Annotated in this window: 15 protein-coding genes; 10 read left to right on the forward strand and 5 right to left on the reverse strand. The window is 63.6% G+C overall.

Annotation, left to right across the window (positions count from 1 at the left end; all coding sequences use genetic code 11):
• Positions 1-15: 15 nt before the first annotated feature.
• A complete protein-coding gene (locus F4Y38_15445) occupies positions 16-1680 on the reverse strand; it encodes a GMC family oxidoreductase (protein ID MXY50673.1) in 1665 nt (554 codons plus the stop codon).
• 13 nt (positions 1681-1693) lie between these two features.
• Entirely contained in the window at positions 1694-2374 is a 681-nt protein-coding gene (locus F4Y38_15450) for a gluconate 2-dehydrogenase subunit 3 family protein (protein ID MXY50674.1), read from the reverse strand.
• A gap of 197 nt (positions 2375-2571) precedes the next feature.
• Between F4Y38_15450 and F4Y38_15455 the strand changes: the two genes are divergently transcribed.
• From F4Y38_15455 to F4Y38_15485, 7 genes are all read left to right on the forward strand, one after another.
• A complete protein-coding gene (locus F4Y38_15455) occupies positions 2572-3528 on the forward strand; it encodes an LD-carboxypeptidase (GenBank protein ID MXY50675.1) in 957 nt (318 codons plus the stop codon).
• Between the two features lie 70 nt (positions 3529-3598).
• Positions 3599-4540, forward strand: a complete 942-nt coding sequence (locus tag F4Y38_15460; protein MXY50676.1) for a D-glycerate dehydrogenase — start codon at positions 3599-3601, stop codon at positions 4538-4540.
• Positions 4541-4547: 7 nt separating this feature from the next.
• A complete protein-coding gene (locus tag F4Y38_15465) occupies positions 4548-6131 on the forward strand; it encodes a Ppx/GppA family phosphatase (protein MXY50677.1) in 1584 nt (527 codons plus the stop codon).
• 1 nt (position 6132) lies between these two features.
• On the forward strand, positions 6133-6861 hold the full coding sequence (locus F4Y38_15470) for a phytanoyl-CoA dioxygenase family protein (GenBank protein MXY50678.1): 729 nt from the start codon (positions 6133-6135) through the stop codon (positions 6859-6861).
• Positions 6843-8531 (forward strand): dihydroxy-acid dehydratase, encoded by a 1689-nt coding sequence (locus F4Y38_15475; GenBank protein MXY50679.1) that lies wholly within the window; start codon positions 6843-6845, stop codon positions 8529-8531. The genes F4Y38_15470 and F4Y38_15475 overlap by 19 nt, the downstream gene beginning before the upstream one ends.
• 27 nt (positions 8532-8558) lie before the next feature.
• Positions 8559-9344, forward strand: a complete 786-nt coding sequence (locus tag F4Y38_15480) for an isochorismatase family protein (protein MXY50680.1) — start codon at positions 8559-8561, stop codon at positions 9342-9344.
• A gap of 90 nt (positions 9345-9434) precedes the next feature.
• Positions 9435-10394, forward strand: coding sequence for a carbohydrate kinase family protein (locus F4Y38_15485; GenBank protein ID MXY50681.1), 960 nt, complete (start codon positions 9435-9437; stop codon positions 10392-10394).
• Between the two features lie 19 nt (positions 10395-10413).
• Here the strand turns inward: F4Y38_15485 and gcvT are convergent, their stop codons facing one another.
• Positions 10414-11511: a glycine cleavage system aminomethyltransferase GcvT gene (gene gcvT / locus F4Y38_15490; GenBank protein ID MXY50682.1), complete on the reverse strand. Its 1098-nt coding sequence runs from the start codon at positions 11509-11511 to the stop codon at positions 10414-10416.
• A gap of 170 nt (positions 11512-11681) precedes the next feature.
• Here gcvT and F4Y38_15495 point away from each other — a divergent pair, with 170 nt between their 5' ends.
• The 3 genes from F4Y38_15495 to F4Y38_15505 all read left to right on the forward strand — a co-directional run bounded on the left by F4Y38_15495 (position 11682) and on the right by F4Y38_15505 (position 15862).
• Positions 11682-13541 carry a hypothetical protein gene (locus F4Y38_15495; GenBank protein ID MXY50683.1) on the forward strand — a complete coding sequence of 620 codons (1860 nt, stop codon included), beginning with the start codon at positions 11682-11684 and terminating at the stop codon, positions 13539-13541.
• Positions 13542-13680: 139 nt separating this feature from the next.
• Positions 13681-14628, forward strand: a complete 948-nt coding sequence (locus F4Y38_15500) for a ribose-phosphate pyrophosphokinase (protein MXY50684.1) — start codon at positions 13681-13683, stop codon at positions 14626-14628.
• Between the two features lie 109 nt (positions 14629-14737).
• Complete coding sequence (locus tag F4Y38_15505; protein ID MXY50685.1) at positions 14738-15862, forward strand: TRAP transporter substrate-binding protein; 1125 nt, start codon at positions 14738-14740, stop codon at positions 15860-15862.
• A 20-nt stretch (positions 15863-15882) separates the two neighbouring features.
• Here F4Y38_15505 and F4Y38_15510 read toward each other — a convergent pair whose 3' ends face one another.
• Together F4Y38_15510 and F4Y38_15515 are read right to left on the reverse strand one after the other, a co-directional pair.
• Entirely contained in the window at positions 15883-16599 is a 717-nt protein-coding gene (locus tag F4Y38_15510) for a hypothetical protein (GenBank protein ID MXY50686.1), read from the reverse strand.
• On the reverse strand, positions 16596-17570 hold the full coding sequence (locus F4Y38_15515) for a phytanoyl-CoA dioxygenase family protein (GenBank protein ID MXY50687.1): 975 nt from the start codon (positions 17568-17570) through the stop codon (positions 16596-16598). The genes F4Y38_15510 and F4Y38_15515 overlap by 4 nt, the downstream gene beginning before the upstream one ends.
• Positions 17571-17631 lie beyond the last annotated feature (61 nt).

Below are 17631 nucleotides of genomic sequence, written 5' to 3' on the forward strand. Positions count from 1 at the left end.
AAAAGCCCGATCCCGCTACCTGATATTGAGCCTTGCCATCTGGGTGACGATGTAATCCGCGCAGCGGAAGGCCAGCGCCTGAATCGTCAGCGTCGGGTTGCTCTTGCCGCTGGTTACGAAGGACGATCCGTCCACGATGAACAGGTTGTCCACGTCGTGGGCCTGGTTGAACTTGTTGACCACCGACGTCGCCGGATCGTTGCCCATGCGGCAGGTGCCCATGAGATGGGCGTCGCCGCGGGGTACGAAGTTCGGTGAGGCCACGACCCCGTGGGCGCCGGCTGCATCGAGCAGTTCCCGGGCGCGTTCGCGGAAGAAGTCCCCGAGTTTATGTTCATTGGGATGCACATTGTAGGTCACGCGCGGGACGGGCAGGCCCCACTTGTCGTTGACGTCGGGGTCGAGGTCGATCGTATTGGACTCCTGGGACATGGACTGCATGCTGGTGAGGGCGACCATGTACCGGGTGTAGTTGTCCATGATCCACTTCTTGCGCCGGGCGCCCCACCTGCGCAGGCGCGGCATGTTCAGGTTGGCGAAAGAGATGGTCTCGCCGTCCCCCCGCGGTTCGAGCACGCCCCCGCCGAAGAAACCATACTTGTCCGGGTCCGGGTCGTAGAAATCCTGTATGATCCGGGTATCCATGACGCCCTTGTACTCGTTCAGGTCCTTCTCGAAGAAACCCCGCGCGGACTGGTAGTAGTTGAACATCAGATGCTTGCCCACCTTGCCGCTGCTGTTGGCCAGGCCGTCCGGGAAGAGATTGGATTTCGACATGAGTAGCAGGCGGGGAGTATGGACGCCGTTGCAGCACACGATGACCGCGCGGGCTTCCAGCCGGTGCTCGCGCAGATCCTTGTCCAAATAGATGACCCCTTCCGCCCTGCCGTCCTCGTCGACCACGATCTCCCGCACGCAGGCGTCGGCCCGGATCTGGCAGTTGCCCGTACGCAGTGCCTGCGGAATCATGGTGACCAGCATGCTGGACCGCGCCTGGATGGTACAGACGTAGCTTTCGCAGAATCCGCAATTCATGACCGGCGATCTTCCGCCGTATTCCCGGGAGTTGATGGCCAGGGGCGCCGGGTAGGAATGCCAGCCGAGTTTCCGGGCGGCCAGGTCGGACAGGGCGCCCGAACTGGTCCGCGGCACCGGGGGCATGGGATAGGGGCGGCGGCGCGGCGGATCGAAGGGATTGGCGCCGGCCAGGCCCGAAATACCGATCTCGTACTCGGCCTTCTCGTAGTAATGTTCCAGGTCCCAGTAGTCGATGGGCCAGTCCTGCACGTCGGCGCCGTCCAGGTCGCCGAAGAGGCTTCGCTCTTTGAAATCGTTCTCGTGAAGCCGCCATGAAATGCCGGTGTAGTGGAGCGTGCTTCCGCCGACGGTGCTATGCATGTGGATCCCGTGGTCTTCGGTGGCCTGCACGTCCGCCGACTGCCGGTACGTATTGGGCTGGTCGTGGCGGTAGATGTTGGGATGGTCCGGATTGTTGCTGGCTGGATGCATGGCCTGAAGCTCGTCCTGGTCGAAATGGCGGGTCTTAAGAAAAGATCCCATTTCCATGGCGACCACGCGCAGCCCCTTCGTACTCAATTCCTTCGCCAGGACCGCGCCCGCGGCACCGGTGCCGATGATGATTACGTCCGGCCGTCGTATGTTGGGATTGGGTAGGGACATGGAGGCTTCGGAATTACTCCTCGCCGATAATCCGGCTCTTCATGGGACCGTCGTAAGGTTTCCATTCGGGATATTCGATTTCCGGAATGGTCATGTCGAATTCGCTGAAGGGGGGATCGTAGCCGAACGGCGCCCTGCCCGGAAACCGGATCAGCTTCCAGCCGGTCTCGCGGTAGTTGCCCCCGTAGGACGGATCGCTGAACATGCCCTCCATGGTATGGGTAACCACCATGCGCAGGAAGTCCCGGGCGCCCATGGGGGCGTCCTCCGGCCAGGTCCCGGGAGACCTCGGTCGGTCTATGCCCATCAGCGCCCGACGTTGTGTCCTGGCGTCCAGTTCCAGGAAAGGCGCTTCGTGCGCATTCAGGCAGTACTGATCGAAGACGGCCAGGCCCGATTCATACGTCTCCCTGTATTCGGCCCGGTGTGCGCCCAGCGCCCGGTCGATATAGACGACTACCCGGGCTTCCGCCGCGCCCGGACCGTTGTCGTCGGACGGCATGATCATCCGGGTCAGCGCGTCGACGGTACGTCCCTGGTGCGCGTCCAGGTGCTGCCACGCGTGTTCGAAGGGCGGCGCTTCCTGGGCATCCAGCGCGCCGGTACGGGACAGCACGCCGAGGGTGATCACGCCCCCGGTCGCCTGCGCGGTGCTGGCGATAAACGAACGGCGGGAAAAGCGCTTCTTCGTCATGGTTTCAAGGCTCCGGAATCCGGCGTTTTTCAGGTCCGTACGCACATCAGGAATGTATACACGATTTAGCCCGGTTTATTCAAACTATCCGCTCCAAAAATACGGATGGACACCGGGTTGACAACAGAATTCGACCACGCACAAACCGGCGGGCAAAGAAGTTGACGGCGATACCCGCGAATCTATATTCATTTAGCATGGATATTCTGAAACCGCCGGCATTGAAACCGGGCGATACCATCGGGATCGTCGCACCGGCCAGCCGCTCCGCCCTACCGAGTGCCCTGAAGAACGGCCGCCGGTCGATCGAAGCCCTCGGATTCCGCACGGAGACCGCCCCGCACCTTTCGGACCGGCACGGATTCCTCGCCGGCAGGGACGCCGACCGCCTGGCCGATCTCCGGGCCATGTTCGCCGACCCGGAAATCAAGGGCATCGCATGCCTGCGCGGAGGATACGGGTCCGTCCGCATGCTGCCCGACCTGGATTACGACGTCATCCGCGCCCATCCGAAGGTATTTGTCGGCTACAGCGACATCACGGCCCTCCACGGGGCGATTAAACGGCATGCCGGACTGGTCACCTTCTGGGGTCCCATGGTCTCTTCCGACATGAGCCCCGTGTTTCAACCGTATAATCGGGATGCCTTCGTGAAGGCGGTTGCGGGAACCGATCCCATCGGTGAGATTCCACACCCCGACGACATGCCGCCGGTGCAGACCATACAGGGCGGCCGGGCCAGCGGACCGCTGATCGGGGGCACGCTTTCGTTGCTCGCGGCCGCGGTGGGAACGCCCTACGAGTTCGATTACGACGGCGCCATCCTTTTCTTCGAGGACGTGGGCGAAGAGCCCCACCGGATCGACCGGATGCTCACGCAACTGCTCCAGTCGGGCCGGCTGGCCCGCGCCTCCGGCATCGTGATCGGCGAATGCGCCGGGTGCGGCAGTGCGCCGCACAACCCCGCGTTCCCTTACGGCAGTTTCAGTATCGAGGAAGTGTTCATCGACCGGCTGAAACCACTGGGGATTCCGGTAGTCTACGGTCTGGGAATCGGCCACGGCACGTACAAGGCGACGCTGCCCCTGGGCGTGCGGGCCACCCTCGACGGGGATGCCTGCACCCTCACGATCGACGAGCCGGGCGTCGTTTAGGCACATCGTTAGCCAAACCGCCCGGTCCGGACGCCCGTCGTATCCCGGTTCGGCATGAGCAGGAACCTCCATGGGCATTCACATACTACTGGACGTACCCCTGCCGGACTCGGTTATGGAACTCTTCGATGACGGAGACCGTTTCCATATGCTCGACGACCTGGCCGACGGTGACGAACGGTGGCATCTCGTCGACGCCTATCTCACCTATGGCCATCCCCCCACGGACGGGGAAGTGATGGACCGCATGCCGAACCTGAAGGTCATCAGCAATTTCGGGGTAGGCGTCGATCATATCGACACGGAAGCGGCCCGCGAGCGCGGGATTCCCGTGGGCAACACGCCCCACATGCTCGACGGCGCCACGGCGGATATGACCTTTACCCTCCTCATGGCGGCGGCACGGCGCGTCGTCGTGGGCGACCGGTTCGCCCGAAGCCCGGGGTTCACCCATTACGACCCCAGCATCCTTCATGGATACGAAGTGCATGGGAGCACCGTCGGCATCATCGGCATGGGCAGCATCGGGAAGCAGGTAGCCCGCCGGGCGAGCGGTTTCGACATGGAGATCGTCTATCACAACCGGAAGCCGGACCCGGATGACCATCTTTACCGGGCCCGGTACGTCTCGCTGGAGTCGCTGCTCGAGGTCTCGGATTTCGTGACGCTGAACTGTCCGCTCACGGAGGAAACGCGGGGACTGATCAACAAAGCCGCGTTGCGACGCATGAAAAAGACCGCTATCCTCATCAATCTGGCCCGGGGCGCCGTCGTGGATCATGACGCCCTTCACCATGCCCTGAGCAACGGCTGGATCGCCGCGGCGGCGGTGGACGTCACCGAACCGGAGCCTCTGCCGCGGGACCACCCCCTGCTCAAACTGGACAACCTGGTGATCGCGCCGCATCTGGGCAGCGCGACCACGCGCACACGCGACGCGATGGCTCGAAGGACGGTCGAGAACCTCAAGGCGGGACTCGCCGGACGGCCCCTCGCGAGCTCCGTCGTATGAGGCCCCATTGTATTCCTTCGCGCCGCTCGATCGACGGGTCGCCATAATCGATCTGGGTTCCAATACGGCCCGGCTCATGATCGCCCAGTACACGCAAGACCGGGTTTTCAAGATCACCGACGAAGTCAGCAGGCGGGTCCGCCTGGGTGAAGGCATCGCTGTGGACGGGCGGCTTCGCTCCGCGGCGCGGTCCCGGGCGCTGGACGCCGTCCGCATGTTCAAGTCGTTCTGCGACGCGCAGGACATAGACCATATACTGCCCGTGGCCACCGCGGCGGTGCGGGACGCCGGGAACGGCGTCGGCTTCCTCGAGGAGATCGCCCGCGGCACCGGGTTGAACTTCCGGCTGATCAGCGGCGAAGAGGAGGCGTTCTACAGCACCGTGGGCGTGATCAACAGTCTGGGTCTCTTCGACGGGATCATCCTGGACGTCGGTGGCGGCAGCGCGGAAATCGGGTTGGTCCGGGACGGCGCGTTCGCGAAGGGAGCATCCACGCCCTTCGGTACGGTCAGGACCACCGAGACCTACTTTCCCGGACCGGAGGTTACCACCGGACAGACGAAGCGGCTCGATGCGGACATCGACCAGGCGCTGGAGGATATCGACTGGCTCAAGGCCCGCGGAACGGTACCGATCGCCGGCGTAGGGGGCGTCGTCCGCGCCCTGGTCCGCATCGACCGGATGGAACGCAAGTACCCCCTCGGACTCGTGCACGGTTACGAACTGAAACGGCGACGGTTGGAAAAGCTGATTGGGCGCATCGCGTCCATGCCCGTCTCCGAGCGGTCGCGGCGGATCCCCGGGTTGCAGAAGGAAAGAGAGGACATCATCCTGGCCGGCGCCATGATCGTGGCCTCCGTCATGCGGAAGACCGGCGCGCGAAAACTGACCGTGAGCGGCCAGGGCCTGCGCGAGGGGCTGTTCTTCGAAGAGGCGTTCAAGCCCTCGTCGAGACCGAACAGCATCGGCAGGTTGCGCCGGTTCACAATCCTGAACCTGGCGCGGCTGTACGGCTACGAGGGCGCTCACACCGGCCACGTCGCCCGTTTGTCGCTCTCCATGTACGATCAGCTCCAGGAAACGCACGGTTACGGCAAGAGCGAACGGGAGTACCTGTGGGCCGCGGCCATGCTGCACGACATCGGCACGGTGATCGACTACTACGATCATCACAAGCACTCGGCCTATATCATCCTGAACGCCGGCCTGCCCGGATTCGACCACCGTGAAATCGTGATCATCGCCTGGCTCTGCCTCAATCACCGGCGGGGCAAGCCGGACTTCTCCCGGTACCAGACCCTGTTGAAGAAGGAAGACCGGAGCATGGTGTACCGGCTGTCTTCGCTGCTCAGGCTGTCCGAGTACCTGGACAGAAGCCGGTCGCAGATCGTCGAGGACGTCAGGCTGGAGACCGGTAGCAGGAAGGTGCGCATGAAGGTCGTTCCACGGGACGGCCGGGACGTCACCGTCGAGTTGTCGGAAGCAAGAAACCGCGTGCAACTCTTTGAAGAATGCTTCGGCAGGCGGCTCGCTATCGAGCTGGACCGTACGGGCTACCCAGACCGCCCGGACCGGAACGGAGGCCCATGATATGATACTGAACGACGGGCAACAGCGGTTTTTCAGCGATTTCGGTTACCTGGTCCTTCCGGGCCTCCTGCGCGAGGAGATTCCCTGGATCTCCGAGGAATTCGAACGGGTGTTCCGTGAGGCCGGGATCGTGCACGACGGTACCGCCCGGTCGAGCGTGGGGCGCTTTATCGAACGCAGCGAACGACTCTGTACGTTGCTCGACCACCCCGGTGTCGACGGCTTGCTGTCGGGCCTTCTGGGGGAGGACTACAACTATCTGGGCAGCGGCGGCGAGCTGTACGTCGGTGACGGCATGTGGCATCCGGACTGCCATGGTGACCCGGTTGTCCAGGTCAAATGGGCGATGTATCTCGATCCCCTGACCCCTGAGACCGGCGCCCTTCGATTCGTACCGGGTTCTCACCGGCAGGGATGGCAGGGCAATCTCGATACCCAGGCACTCTGGGGCATGGGCATGGAGGAAGTACCCTGCGTCGCTCCGGATAACCAGCCCGGCGACGTCGTCGTGTTCAACCAGATGACCCTGCACAATGCTCTTGGCGGCGGAAACCGCCGTCGCATGCTGAACATGACGGCCTGTTCGTCCTGCCGTTCGGAGGCCGAACTCGCCTTTCTTCGGCGCAGGCTCCCTGCCGACCGGAGCGAACTGCGATGGGACCTGATGCGCAGGACGGCGACGCCGGAGCGGATGCGCCACCTGGAACAGCCATGGCAAATACTGGCATAAAGGGAATAGACCTTAACCTGACCCGGTACGGCGACACGGAATTCAGCCGATATCTGCGGCGGGCGTTCCTGTCTTCCGCGGGCTATGATGGCGAAGACCTCAACCGCCCGATCATCGGCGTCGCGGACACGTCATCGGATTACAACACCTGTCACCGGGACATGCCGGCTCTCGTGGAAGGCGTCCGGCGCGGGATCGCCCAGGCCGGCGGTCTCGCCCTGGCCTTCCCCACCATCTCGCTGGCCGAAACGCTGCTTTCGCCCACTTCCATGCTCTTTCGCAACCTGATGGCCATGGGCACGGAGGAAATGATCCGGTCGCAGCCGATGGACGGCGTCGTGCTGCTGGGGGGCTGCGACAAGACCGTGCCGGCCCAGTTGATGGCCGCCGCTTCGGCCGGCCTGCCGGCGATCTCGCTGGTGACCGGCGCCATGCGCACGGGGAGCTGGCAGGGCGAACGTCTCGGCGCCTGCACGGACTGCCGGCGGTATTGGCTTCGGCATCGGGCGGGTGAAATCGACCGGGAAGAAATCGAAGAAATCGAACAGTCCCTGTGCCCCACGGGCGGAACGTGCATGGTCATGGGAACGGCCTCGACCATGGCCTGCCTCACGGCGACGCTGGGGCTGATGCTGCCCGGCGGCGCCACGCCGCTCTCCGGATCGGGCGACCGGCTTCGGCAGGCGGTGATGTCGGGCCGGCGCATCGTGGATCTGGCCCGGTGCGGCGCGGTTCCGCGCAAGTTCCTCACCCGGGCGTCGTTCCACAACGCGTCGGTCGTGCTCGCGGCGCTGGGCGGGTCCACCAACGCGGTGATTCACCTCATCGCCATTGCCCGCCGCGCCGGCGTCCCCCTTACGCTGGAAGACCTCCACGAGGCGGCGCGGGAAACGCCCGTGCTGGTGAACTGCAAACCCGTGGGTACGGGATACATGGAGGATTTCCACAAGGCGGGTGGCCTCCCCGTACTGTGGAAGGCCCTGGAATCCAGGCTGGACCTCGATGCCATGAACGTGAACGGCGTGTCCCTGGGGGATATCCTGCAGGACACGCCCCCGCCTTCCGACTGGCAGGATACCATAGGCACCCTTGCAGCACCCATCGGTCCACCCGGCGCCCTGGTCGTCCTGCGTGGCAGCCTGGCGCCCGACGGGGCCTTGATCAAACGGGCCGCCGCCGCGCCGGACCGCCAGCGCCACCGGGGCCCGGCCGCCGTATTCGAATCCCCCGACGACGTGGCAGCGCGTATCGACGACCCGAAACTGGGACTGACCCCCGATCACGTGCTCGTCCTGCGAAACGCCGGTCCTGTGGCCATGGGGATGCCCGAAGCCGGTTCGCTGCCCATTCCGGCTTACCTGGCGAAAGAGGGGGTCATGGACATGGTGCGCGTCTCCGATGCGCGGATGAGCGGTACGGCCTACGGTACGGTCGTGCTGCACTGTTGCCCCGAGGCTGCTGCCGGCGGTCCGTTGGCGCTCGTCCGGGACGGCGATCCGATCGAACTGGACGTGGAGGACCGGCGGCTCGACCTGTGCGTGCCCGCGGAGGAGCTGGCCCGCCGGAAGGCCGGACACGTCCCTCCCCCGCCGCCCGACCGGGGTTGGCGCCGGCTGTACGCCGAACACGTCCAGCCCGCCCACCTGGGGGCCGACCTGGATTTTCTATGAGTCAGATTCGTTAGCAACCAGTTTGCGATGCGCTCTGCGCCGTTCGATCGAGAAAGGAATGCTGTCATGGCAGATAACGGGATTGACCTGAAGCTGCGCCGCCAGGAGCTGGCGCGCGACAACGGCTTCGCAACGTGGAACACGATCACGACCGAAACCCGCTGGGAGCCGGAACGCACCGCGCTCGTACTGTGCGACATCTGGGACGCCCACTGGTGCCGCGGTGCGGTCGAGCGGCTGAACGCGTTGACCCCCCGGATGAACGAGGTCGCGGCCGCCTGCCGGTCCCGGGGCGTCCTGATCGTGCACGCCCCGTCCGATACCCTGGATTTCTACCGGGATACGCCCGTGGTGAAAAGAACCGAATCCGTGCCGTCCGTGGATACGCCGCCGGACCTGGACCTCCCGGACCCGCCGCTCCCCGTGGATGCGTCCGACGAAGGCGCGGACACGGGCGAAACGGAGACCTTCAGCGCCTGGTCCCGGCAGCATCCGGACATCGTCATCGACCAGGAAAGGGACCTCATGTCCGACAGCGGCGCGCAGGTCTACGCCTGTTTCCGGCACTACGGAATCCGCAACATGTTGATGATGGGCGTGCACACCAACATGTGCATCCTGCACCGGACCTTCGGCATAAAGCAGATGGTCCGCTGGGGCGTTCCCGTGGCGCTGGTCCGCGATCTCACCGACGCCATGTACAATCCCGCCATGCCGCCCTACGTCAGCCATGATGAGGGCACCCGCCTGGTGGTCGCTTTCATCGAGAAGCACTGGTGTCCCACCGTGCACAGTTCGGACATGCTCTCGTAACGACGGGAAGGGCAAGACCGTGACCAGACGGAAGGACCGTCACCTCGTAGAATCGTGTCGTTCCGTGCGGCGGGGTTTCGGGGACAGCCAATGAATCGTGCGCTGGACGTGTTGGCGGTCGGGGACGGCAACCTCGACGTGTGGATGCGTGTGCCGCGCCATCCGGACCGGCACCGTGGAGGCGTTCGGGGATCCGGCGTGGTCGGTGAGGCCTGTCAGGTCGGACCGGGCGGGGCGGCAGCGAACGTGGCCATGGGCATGGCTCGGCTGGGCGCCAGTGCGGCCTTTGTCGGCGCGATCGGCGACGACGCGCCCGGTTCCCAATTCGTGAAGGGCATGCGGGCCGTCGGCGTAGACACGTCCCATCTCCACGTCATGGAGAGACGGGCGACTTCGCTGGCCTGTATGTTCGAGACGCCGGACGGCGAGTACGCGTTCTACGTGTGCCCGGGTTCCCGGACCATACCCTCCCACTGCCTGGCCGGCGACTTCGTCCGGTCGGCGCGCATCCTCTATGTCACCGGCCATGTGCTGACCGAAGACGAATCGACCTGCGCGGTCATCCTCGACGCGATGGCCACGGCCCGCGACGCCGGCGTTACGGTGGCCCTCGATCCGGGAAAGTACTGGCTCAATCCCGCGTTGGAATCCCGCGTGCACGAGGCCGTGAAGTATACGGACATCATCCTGCCCAACCAGGAGGAAGCGGAACAGCTCACGGGCCGGCATGCTCCCCGTGACGCCGCCGCCGACCTGCTGGAGGCGGGCGTCGGCATCGTATCGGTGACGCTGGGTGGCCGTGGTTGCCTGGTGGCCACTGAAGACCGCATGGTCGAACAGCCTGCCTTCCGCGTCCGGACCGGGTCCACGGTCGGCGCGGGCGACGCGTTCGCCAGCGGACTGCTTTACAGTTTTCTATTGAAGGAGAACCTGGAGGAAATGGCGGCTTTCGCCAATGCCGCGGCGGCCATCAAGATCGGTACGCCCGGCGCGTCGGAGGGTCTGCCCGGGTCGGATGAGGTAAGGGCCTTCCTTCGGGAAAACGCATAGCGTGATTCGGCCGGTCGACCTACTTCCGGCTCCCCGTATAGAAGGGAAGTGTCACCACTTCGGCGGCGATGTGCCTGCCTCGGATGCCGATGGCCAGGCCCGTTCCGGGTTCCGCCAGTCCGACGGGCACGAAACCCGTGCCAATCCCCAGCCCCAGCGTGGGTGAAATCGCTCCACTGACGACCCGGCCAACCGGAACCCGGTCATGGAGGATCTCATAGCCCTGCCGGGGTATCCCCCGTTCCAGCAACTTCAGTCCGACCAGCTTTCTTTTGACGCCTTCACTACGAACTCCCAGCAGGGCATCCCGGCCGATGAAGTCCGGTTTCTTCAGCTTGACCGTCCATCCCAGGCCGGCTTCGATGGGATTGATCGATTCGTCGATCTCGTGCCCGTAGAGCGCGAGTCCGGCTTCCAGACGCAGGGTATCTCTTGCCCCGAGTCCGCAGGGCTTCAAGCCCCTGGAAGCGCCGGATTCCAGCAGGAGGTCCCATAGCGCGGCCGCATGCTCCGCCGGATACCAGATCTCGAAGCCGTCCTCGCCCGTGTATCCGGTTCGAAAAATCCGGGCATCGATGCCTCCGACCCGGGTTTCGACAAACCCCTGAAACCTGAGCGCATCCAGTCCGGCCTCCGCCAGCGGATCTAGTATCTGCTCGCTGCGGGGGCCCTGCAACGCGATGAGCATGCTCTCCTGGCTCAGGTCACGGATTTCGACGTTGTACGCGACGGCATGGCCGCGGAACCAGTCCAGGTCCTTTTCCCGGTTGCCCGCGTTGGGAACGACCAGCAGCCGGTCCGGCATTCGATATACCAGGAAGTCATCGATGACGCCGCCGTCGGTCCGGCAGGCCAGGGTATACTGGGACCGATAAGGCTTAAGCCGTTCGACGTCATTCACCGTGATGTGGTTTGCGAAGGGAACGGCATCCGGTCCGGATATCTCTACGCGGCCCATGTGAGAGACATCGAAGAGACCGGCCGTCGTGCGGACCGCGTGGTGTTCAGCCAGAATCCCCTCGTATTGGACCGGCATCTCCCAGCCGCTGAAAGGCACCAACCTCGCGCCCAACGCCACGTGGCGGTCATAGAGCGCGGTTTTTCGGAGTTCCGCCATGCAACGCTCCCCCTGCAAGGTCCCGGTTACCACCCATCGCATTTAACGCAAGGGCTTCCCGCGGTGTCAACACAAAAACGAGATTCATGACAGGGCTTCGACTGATATGAACAGGCGGGCATCGAGGGTCAAGTCACGCGAATCACCATCATCAAAAGGAGTTCCTTATCATGATACGTAAACACCATCTCGCCATCACCGTTCTATGCCTCTGTTTCGCGGGGAAGGCCGCGGGCTCGGGCATCGTCATTTCAGAGGTACTGGCCGATCCCCATTCGGAATCCAAAGGAGAGTTTGTCGAGCTTTACAACATGGGGGACGAACCGGTGGATCTCGAAGGCTGGCCACTCGGCGATTCGCGGGACGTGAACGACACGATTACGGACTTCACCGGCCCCCATGACTTCGGCCTGGCGGGTACGGTGCTGGCACCGGGCGCATACGCGCTGGTCGTAGATCCGGATTACGAAGGCGAATACAACGAGCGAGTTGCCGCGGCAGGCGATCCCGTCAGTCTACTGATGCTGACCATCAAGGGAGACCGGACACTGGGCAACGGGCTCGGGAACAGTGGAGACCTGGTCTTCATCAAAAGAGACGAGGTTACGATCGACCAGTTCGCGTGGACCGAATCGGCCGGCGGGAACGGCATCTCGTGGGAGCGGCCCCGATTCGACCTTCCCGCGGACGAGTCCAACCGTTCGCCGTCCACACATCCCGGCGGATCCACTCCGGGGTTCCGAAACAGCACGGCGAGCGATCCTCCCGTCATGCCCGGACCGGAGGAGCCCGAGGAACCCACGGAACCCGCGCAGCCGGAGGAGCCGGAGGAACCGGAGGCACCCGCACAGCCTGAGGAACCCGCACAGCCTGAGGAACCCGAAGAACCGGTGGAACCCAGTGAACCCGAGGAACCCGAGCAGCCGATAGAACCCTCAGAGCCGGAAGAGCCAGCGACACCCGAGGAACCGGAGGAGACAGCGACACCCGAGGAACCCGCGGAGCCAGAAAAGCCCACCGATCCCGAGGTACCCGCGCAGCCAGAAGAGCCAGCAACGCCCGAGGAACCGGAGGAGCCCGCGCAGCCCGAGGAACCCGCGCAGCCAGAAGAGCCAGCAACGCCCGAGGAACCGGAGGAGCCCGCGCAGCCCGAGGAACCCGCGCAGCCGGAAGAGCCAGCGACGCCCGAGGAACCCATGGCGCCTGTAGACACCGGGCGCTCGATGGAAAACGTGGTCATCAATGAAATCATGTTCAACCCGGGTCCCAACCGGACCGAATGGATTGAATTGTACAACAAGGGGAGCGGTGCGGTTGATCTTGCCGGCAGCGCGTTGCGGCTGGATCACTTGGAACGGGTGCGCCTCATTTCCTCGGGCGGCTTGTCGATCGAGGGCCAGGGCTACGTCGTCATTGCCCATGATGTCGCCCTGTTCCGGGAAACGCATCCCGGCTTCGGCGGTATCGTGGTGGAAGCGATGGGCGGCTGGGAAAGGCTACGGAACAGCGGTGCGACGATATGGCTGCTGGACGCGGTGGGAAAACCCGTCCATGGCGCGGAATACGACGAGGCCTCGAATCCCGACCCGGGTCGTTCCGTGGAATTGGTGAACCCGGACTTCGATCCACCGGTCTGGGGACCATCGGCCGACACGGGCGGCGGTACTCCGGGACGGCGAAACGCACTCTATGTTTCCCGAATACCGGACGGCGTCTCCGTGCATTTCAGCAACAATCCGTTCTCCCCGGATGGCGACAACTTCGAAGACGTCTGCCTGGTGACAATCGACCTGCCCGCACCCCACGGTATTCTGCACGCCATGGTGTTCGATATCCAGGGCCGTTTCCTCAGGACGCTCATCGATCAGACGACGGTAGCCAGCCGACATGTCTTTACCTGGGACGGAACGGATCAGCACGGACGCGGGCTGCCTGCAGGTCCGTACATCCTATACGTGGAACAGATGCTGCCCACACTCGACAGGTTGACGGCTTCCAAGCATCTGGTCGTGATCGCCGCTTCGCCGTGAACGGCCTGATTACGCCGTGAACGGCCGGATATTGTACTTGACACGAGACCCTGGTTTCCCTTGATTGACGGTGGCTTCAAGCAGCATCGTTCCAGGCCGCCCGGAGCTTGAATCGGGTCGCGCGTACAGAGACGGATACATGAACAGTATCGTGGTATTCAGCGGCTCTTCCCATCCCGCGCTGTCGGAAGAGGTCTGCCACTATCTGAACGTGCCGCTGAGAGCCAGTGCCCTGACGCGATTCAGCAACGACTGCCTCCAGGTCCAGTTGAATGCGAACTGCCGGGAAGGCGATGTCTACATCATTCAGCCACTGGGTCCTCCGGTGCAGGAGAACCTGGTTGAACTGCTGTTGATGCTGGATGCCGCCCGCGGGGCGTCGGCGGCGCGCACCACCGCCGTGCTGCCCTATTACTCTTATTCGAGATCCGACAAGAAGGACGCTCCCCGTATTTCGATCGCCGGTCGCCTTGTCGCCGATCTGCTGGGAACGGCCGGCGCCAATCGCATACTCACCCTGCAAATGCACCAACCGCAGGTGCACGGTTTTTTCAGTATCCCGGTAGATCATCTGAACGCGATCAAGGTACTGGCCCAGCACTTCCAACAGCGGGATCTGAGCAATACGGTGGTGGTTTCTCCGGACCTGGGCAACGCTAAGAACGCGGCCCATTTCGCGAGGCAGCTGATGTTGCCGGTGGCGGCTGGCAACAAGCGCCGCATCTCGGATGAAAAGGTCGTTATCGACATGATCGTGGGGGACGTTACCGGCAAGAACGCGATCATCATGGACGATGAGATTGCAACCGGCGGCAGCATCATCGAACTGATCCAGCGGTTGGAAGAACGCAATGTACAGCGGGTTTCCGTCGTTTGTACGCACGGCATATTCAGCGGAGGAGCCATAGAACGGTTCAGGCAGTGTTCCCGGATCGACGAGATCGTCACGACGAACACGGTACCCATCGGTGAAGACAAGCGGCTTTCCCACATGGTCATCCTTTCCGTCGCTTCGCTGCTGGCGGAGACGATTCGAAGGATCCACAACGGAGAATCGGTGAGCAGCCTGTTTGCCGATACGATGTAGGGTACGGCCGGGCGGGCTGCTTCCGGCCGGGCGGGCTGCTCCCGCCCGGCTGCACGACGCGGGACGACATTTTAAAACCAAACGCGGGACTAACCCGATTCATGGAGGAATGAGGATGGACAAGTTAAAGCGGCGCGAGTTTCTGAAGACGGCATCCACGGCCGGGTTGGCCGGTGGGGCCGCACTGATGGCGGGTTGCGGATCCGGGCAGGAAAGCAGTGGTCCCGCCATCCGCACGGACAGGACCTATGAGTGGAAGATGGTCACCACCTGGACGCCGAATCTGCCCATATTGCAGGAGAGTGCGCGACTCCTTTCCCAATGGGTGGAGGAAATGTCAGAGGGGAGGATGAAGATCACGGTGTATGCGGGCGGCGAGTTGATTCCGGCCCTAGAGGGATTCGAAGCGGTCAGCCAGGGTGTGGCGGAAATGGGCCACGGCGCCGCGTACTACTGGGCGGGGAAAGCGCCCGCCACGCAGTTCTTCTCTTCGGTACCCTTCGGGATGAACGCGCAACAGGTCACCGCCTGGCTCTACAGCGGCGGCGGGCTGGAATTATGGGAGGAAATCTACGCCCCATTCAACCTGATCCCCATGCCCGCGGGCAATACCGGCTTCCAGATGGGGGGCTGGTTCAGGAAGGAAATCAACACCGCCGACGACCTCCAGGGACTGAAGATGCGGATACCGGGCCTGGGGGGCGACGTGATCAAGCGGGCGGGCGGCTCGGCCATACTGTCCCCCGTCGGCGAGATCTACACCAACCTCGAACGCGGCGTTATCGACGCGACCGAATGGATCGGTCCGTACCACGATTACCTCATGGGCTTCTATCGGGCGGCCCAGTACTACTACTATCCGGGTTGGCATGAGCCGGGCACCGTGACGGAACTCATGGTCAACAAGAGCGCCTTCGAGGAACTACCGGCCTATCTGCAGACGGTGATCCGGACCGCGGCGGCGCGGTCGACGCACTGGGTGCTGTCCGAATTCGACGCCCGGAACAACGAGTACCTCCAGAAGCTGGTCAATGAAGAAGGGGTACAGCTCAGGCGCTTTCCGGATTCCGTGCTCACGACGCTCAAGGAATACTCGGAGGAAGTCATCGCCCAGTTGGTCGAAACGGACGAAGACAGCAGGCGGGTGTACGAATCCTTCACGTCTTTCCGGAACACGGTTGCCGGATGGACGGACCTGGGAGAGAAGATCTACTACTCGGGCGCCATGGGATAGAGCGGTAAGACGGCAAGACGCTATCCGGTGAAAACGCCTTCGATACGGGCGATCCAGCCCGTCATCGCGTCGCAGTACAGCAGGTCGTCTCCGCAACGCGCCAGGCCGTGCGGTTCCGGATGATCAGGGCCGATACGGATCTCGTCGCGCACGTCGCCTGTCTCGACGTCCATCTTCGCGATGACGCGGTCCACCTTGAACACCATCCACAGTGCGCCGTCACCGGTCCTCACGACTCCGTGGCCGGCGTCGTAAGGCAATGGAATGACGCGCTTTACCGACCAGTCCGAAATGTGGACCTGCGTGAGCGTCTTCTCATGGAGCGTGCTCAGCCAGATCGTGCCCGTTTCCACGAAATCGTAGTCCAAGCCATGGGTGCCGCCGGGTGCGGGTAGCGGACGGCGTAGCAAGTTAGCGCCTGTCCGCGGGTCGACCTTGAGGATCTCGCCCGTCCCGGGCGGCGCGTCGGTCTCCCTCGAAAATCGCCACCGTTCGCCCGGACCGTTCGCGGCCAGCCACAGCCCGCCTTCGCCATAGGACATCCCGCTCGTGTTGGAGGATTCCGTCGGCAATTCGCGCAGTATCCTGCTGACCCCGTACTCGTGGGGAGCTTCCAGGGCGAGGAGCGCGATGCGATCGGTGAATTGATCGACAACCCACAGGCCTTCGTCGGTGACCTGCAGGCCGTTGGGTGCACTGTAAGGCGCCCGCATATACCGGGTGATCCGTGGGTTCATGCCTCTTTCCTGTCCTTGAGACGGGTCCAGCCCCTGCCCGGGTTGTAGGGCTTCGCCTCGTGGTAGCGGTCACGCAGTTCCCTGAAGGCTTCCGGCGTCGTGACCTCCCGCTCGGGATGACTCGAATCCCGGATCACGAAATCGGCCTCGCTCGGATAGCAGGCCATGGTGACCGGGTCCCGTTCCGGCGTGTAGGTCGCCGGGTCCTCCTCCGAGTTGTTCGGCGCGTCCATGGACTGGTACCTCAGGTCGATACTCCAGCGAACGATCCCGGTATGGTTCACGAAGGAGGCGTGAGGGGTCAGATTGGTCATGAACAGGACGTCGCCCCGTTTCATTTCCAGGGGAATGGGCCGGTTCTCAGGCAATTCGTCCCCGGGGATCTCCAGGTAGCCGCCGTGCCCGCCCGTGTAGTGCCGGAACACGCCGCCCTTGTGGACTCCGGGAATCACGTGCAGGCAACCGTTTTCCACGGTCGTGTCGACCAGCGGGATCCAGCAGGTCACGATCAGGTGCCGGTCGCAGTGGGGCAGGAAGTAGCCGGAATCCTGGTGCCAGGGCACTTCCGTCCGCGTATGCCCCGGTAGCTTCGGTCGGATTCGATAGGCGGAAGCGCCCACGATGTCCGGACCGATCAGGTCTGAAACACAGTCGACCAGGTCCGTATTCCGCAGCAACTCCAGCATCGACTCGCCGTTGAACTGCCCTCCGCCCCGGCCCATAATCATCGCAAGGACGGCCTCGCCGGCTTCTTCGGACTCCCTGTAGATATGTGCCAACCGGGTCTCGAATCCCTCTTCCTCGTAGGGGCTGGCCAGTTTTCCTTCGACGTGCAGCCGGCGCGCGCCTTCGTCCACGATGCCGCTCAGGGCGAGGATCAGCGGCCGCAACGCGGCTTCGGAAAGCAGTCCGGCTTTGACCAGGTATCCCCGCGTATCGAATTGCGTGGTTTCTGCCTGAGATAAACCCATTTACGCCTCTCTTGTTCCCTGGTCCGCGCCGGCGCGCCGGGATGTCCCGGTGACGGCAGGC

It is taken from the genome of Gemmatimonadota bacterium (assembly GCA_009838645.1).
GTDB lineage: Bacteria > JAAXHH01 > JAAXHH01 > JAAXHH01 > JAAXHH01 > JAAXHH01.

Excerpts from the sequence above, each read along its gene's own strand:
- gcvT (MXY50682.1), bottom strand. The coding sequence starts at position 11,511 with ATGGCGGAACTCCGAAAAACCGCGCTCTATGACCGCCACGTGGCGTTG.
- F4Y38_15460 (MXY50676.1), top strand. The coding sequence starts at position 3,599 with ATGGGCATTCACATACTACTGGACGTACCCCTGCCGGACTCGGTTATG.
- F4Y38_15505 (MXY50685.1), top strand. The coding sequence starts at position 14,738 with ATGAGGATGGACAAGTTAAAGCGGCGCGAGTTTCTGAAGACGGCATCC.
- F4Y38_15515 (MXY50687.1), bottom strand. The coding sequence starts at position 17,570 with ATGGGTTTATCTCAGGCAGAAACCACGCAATTCGATACGCGGGGATAC.
- F4Y38_15450 (MXY50674.1), bottom strand. The coding sequence starts at position 2,374 with ATGACGAAGAAGCGCTTTTCCCGCCGTTCGTTTATCGCCAGCACCGCG.
- F4Y38_15480 (MXY50680.1), top strand. The coding sequence starts at position 8,559 with ATGCGCTCTGCGCCGTTCGATCGAGAAAGGAATGCTGTCATGGCAGAT.
- F4Y38_15475 (MXY50679.1), top strand. The coding sequence starts at position 6,843 with ATGGCAAATACTGGCATAAAGGGAATAGACCTTAACCTGACCCGGTAC.
- F4Y38_15495 (MXY50683.1), top strand. The coding sequence starts at position 11,682 with ATGATACGTAAACACCATCTCGCCATCACCGTTCTATGCCTCTGTTTC.
- F4Y38_15510 (MXY50686.1), bottom strand. The coding sequence starts at position 16,599 with ATGAACCCACGGATCACCCGGTATATGCGGGCGCCTTACAGTGCACCC.
- F4Y38_15485 (MXY50681.1), top strand. The coding sequence starts at position 9,435 with ATGAATCGTGCGCTGGACGTGTTGGCGGTCGGGGACGGCAACCTCGAC.
- F4Y38_15470 (MXY50678.1), top strand. The coding sequence starts at position 6,133 with ATGATACTGAACGACGGGCAACAGCGGTTTTTCAGCGATTTCGGTTAC.
- F4Y38_15455 (MXY50675.1), top strand. The coding sequence starts at position 2,572 with ATGGATATTCTGAAACCGCCGGCATTGAAACCGGGCGATACCATCGGG.
- F4Y38_15445 (MXY50673.1), bottom strand. The coding sequence starts at position 1,680 with ATGTCCCTACCCAATCCCAACATACGACGGCCGGACGTAATCATCATC.
- F4Y38_15500 (MXY50684.1), top strand. The coding sequence starts at position 13,681 with ATGAACAGTATCGTGGTATTCAGCGGCTCTTCCCATCCCGCGCTGTCG.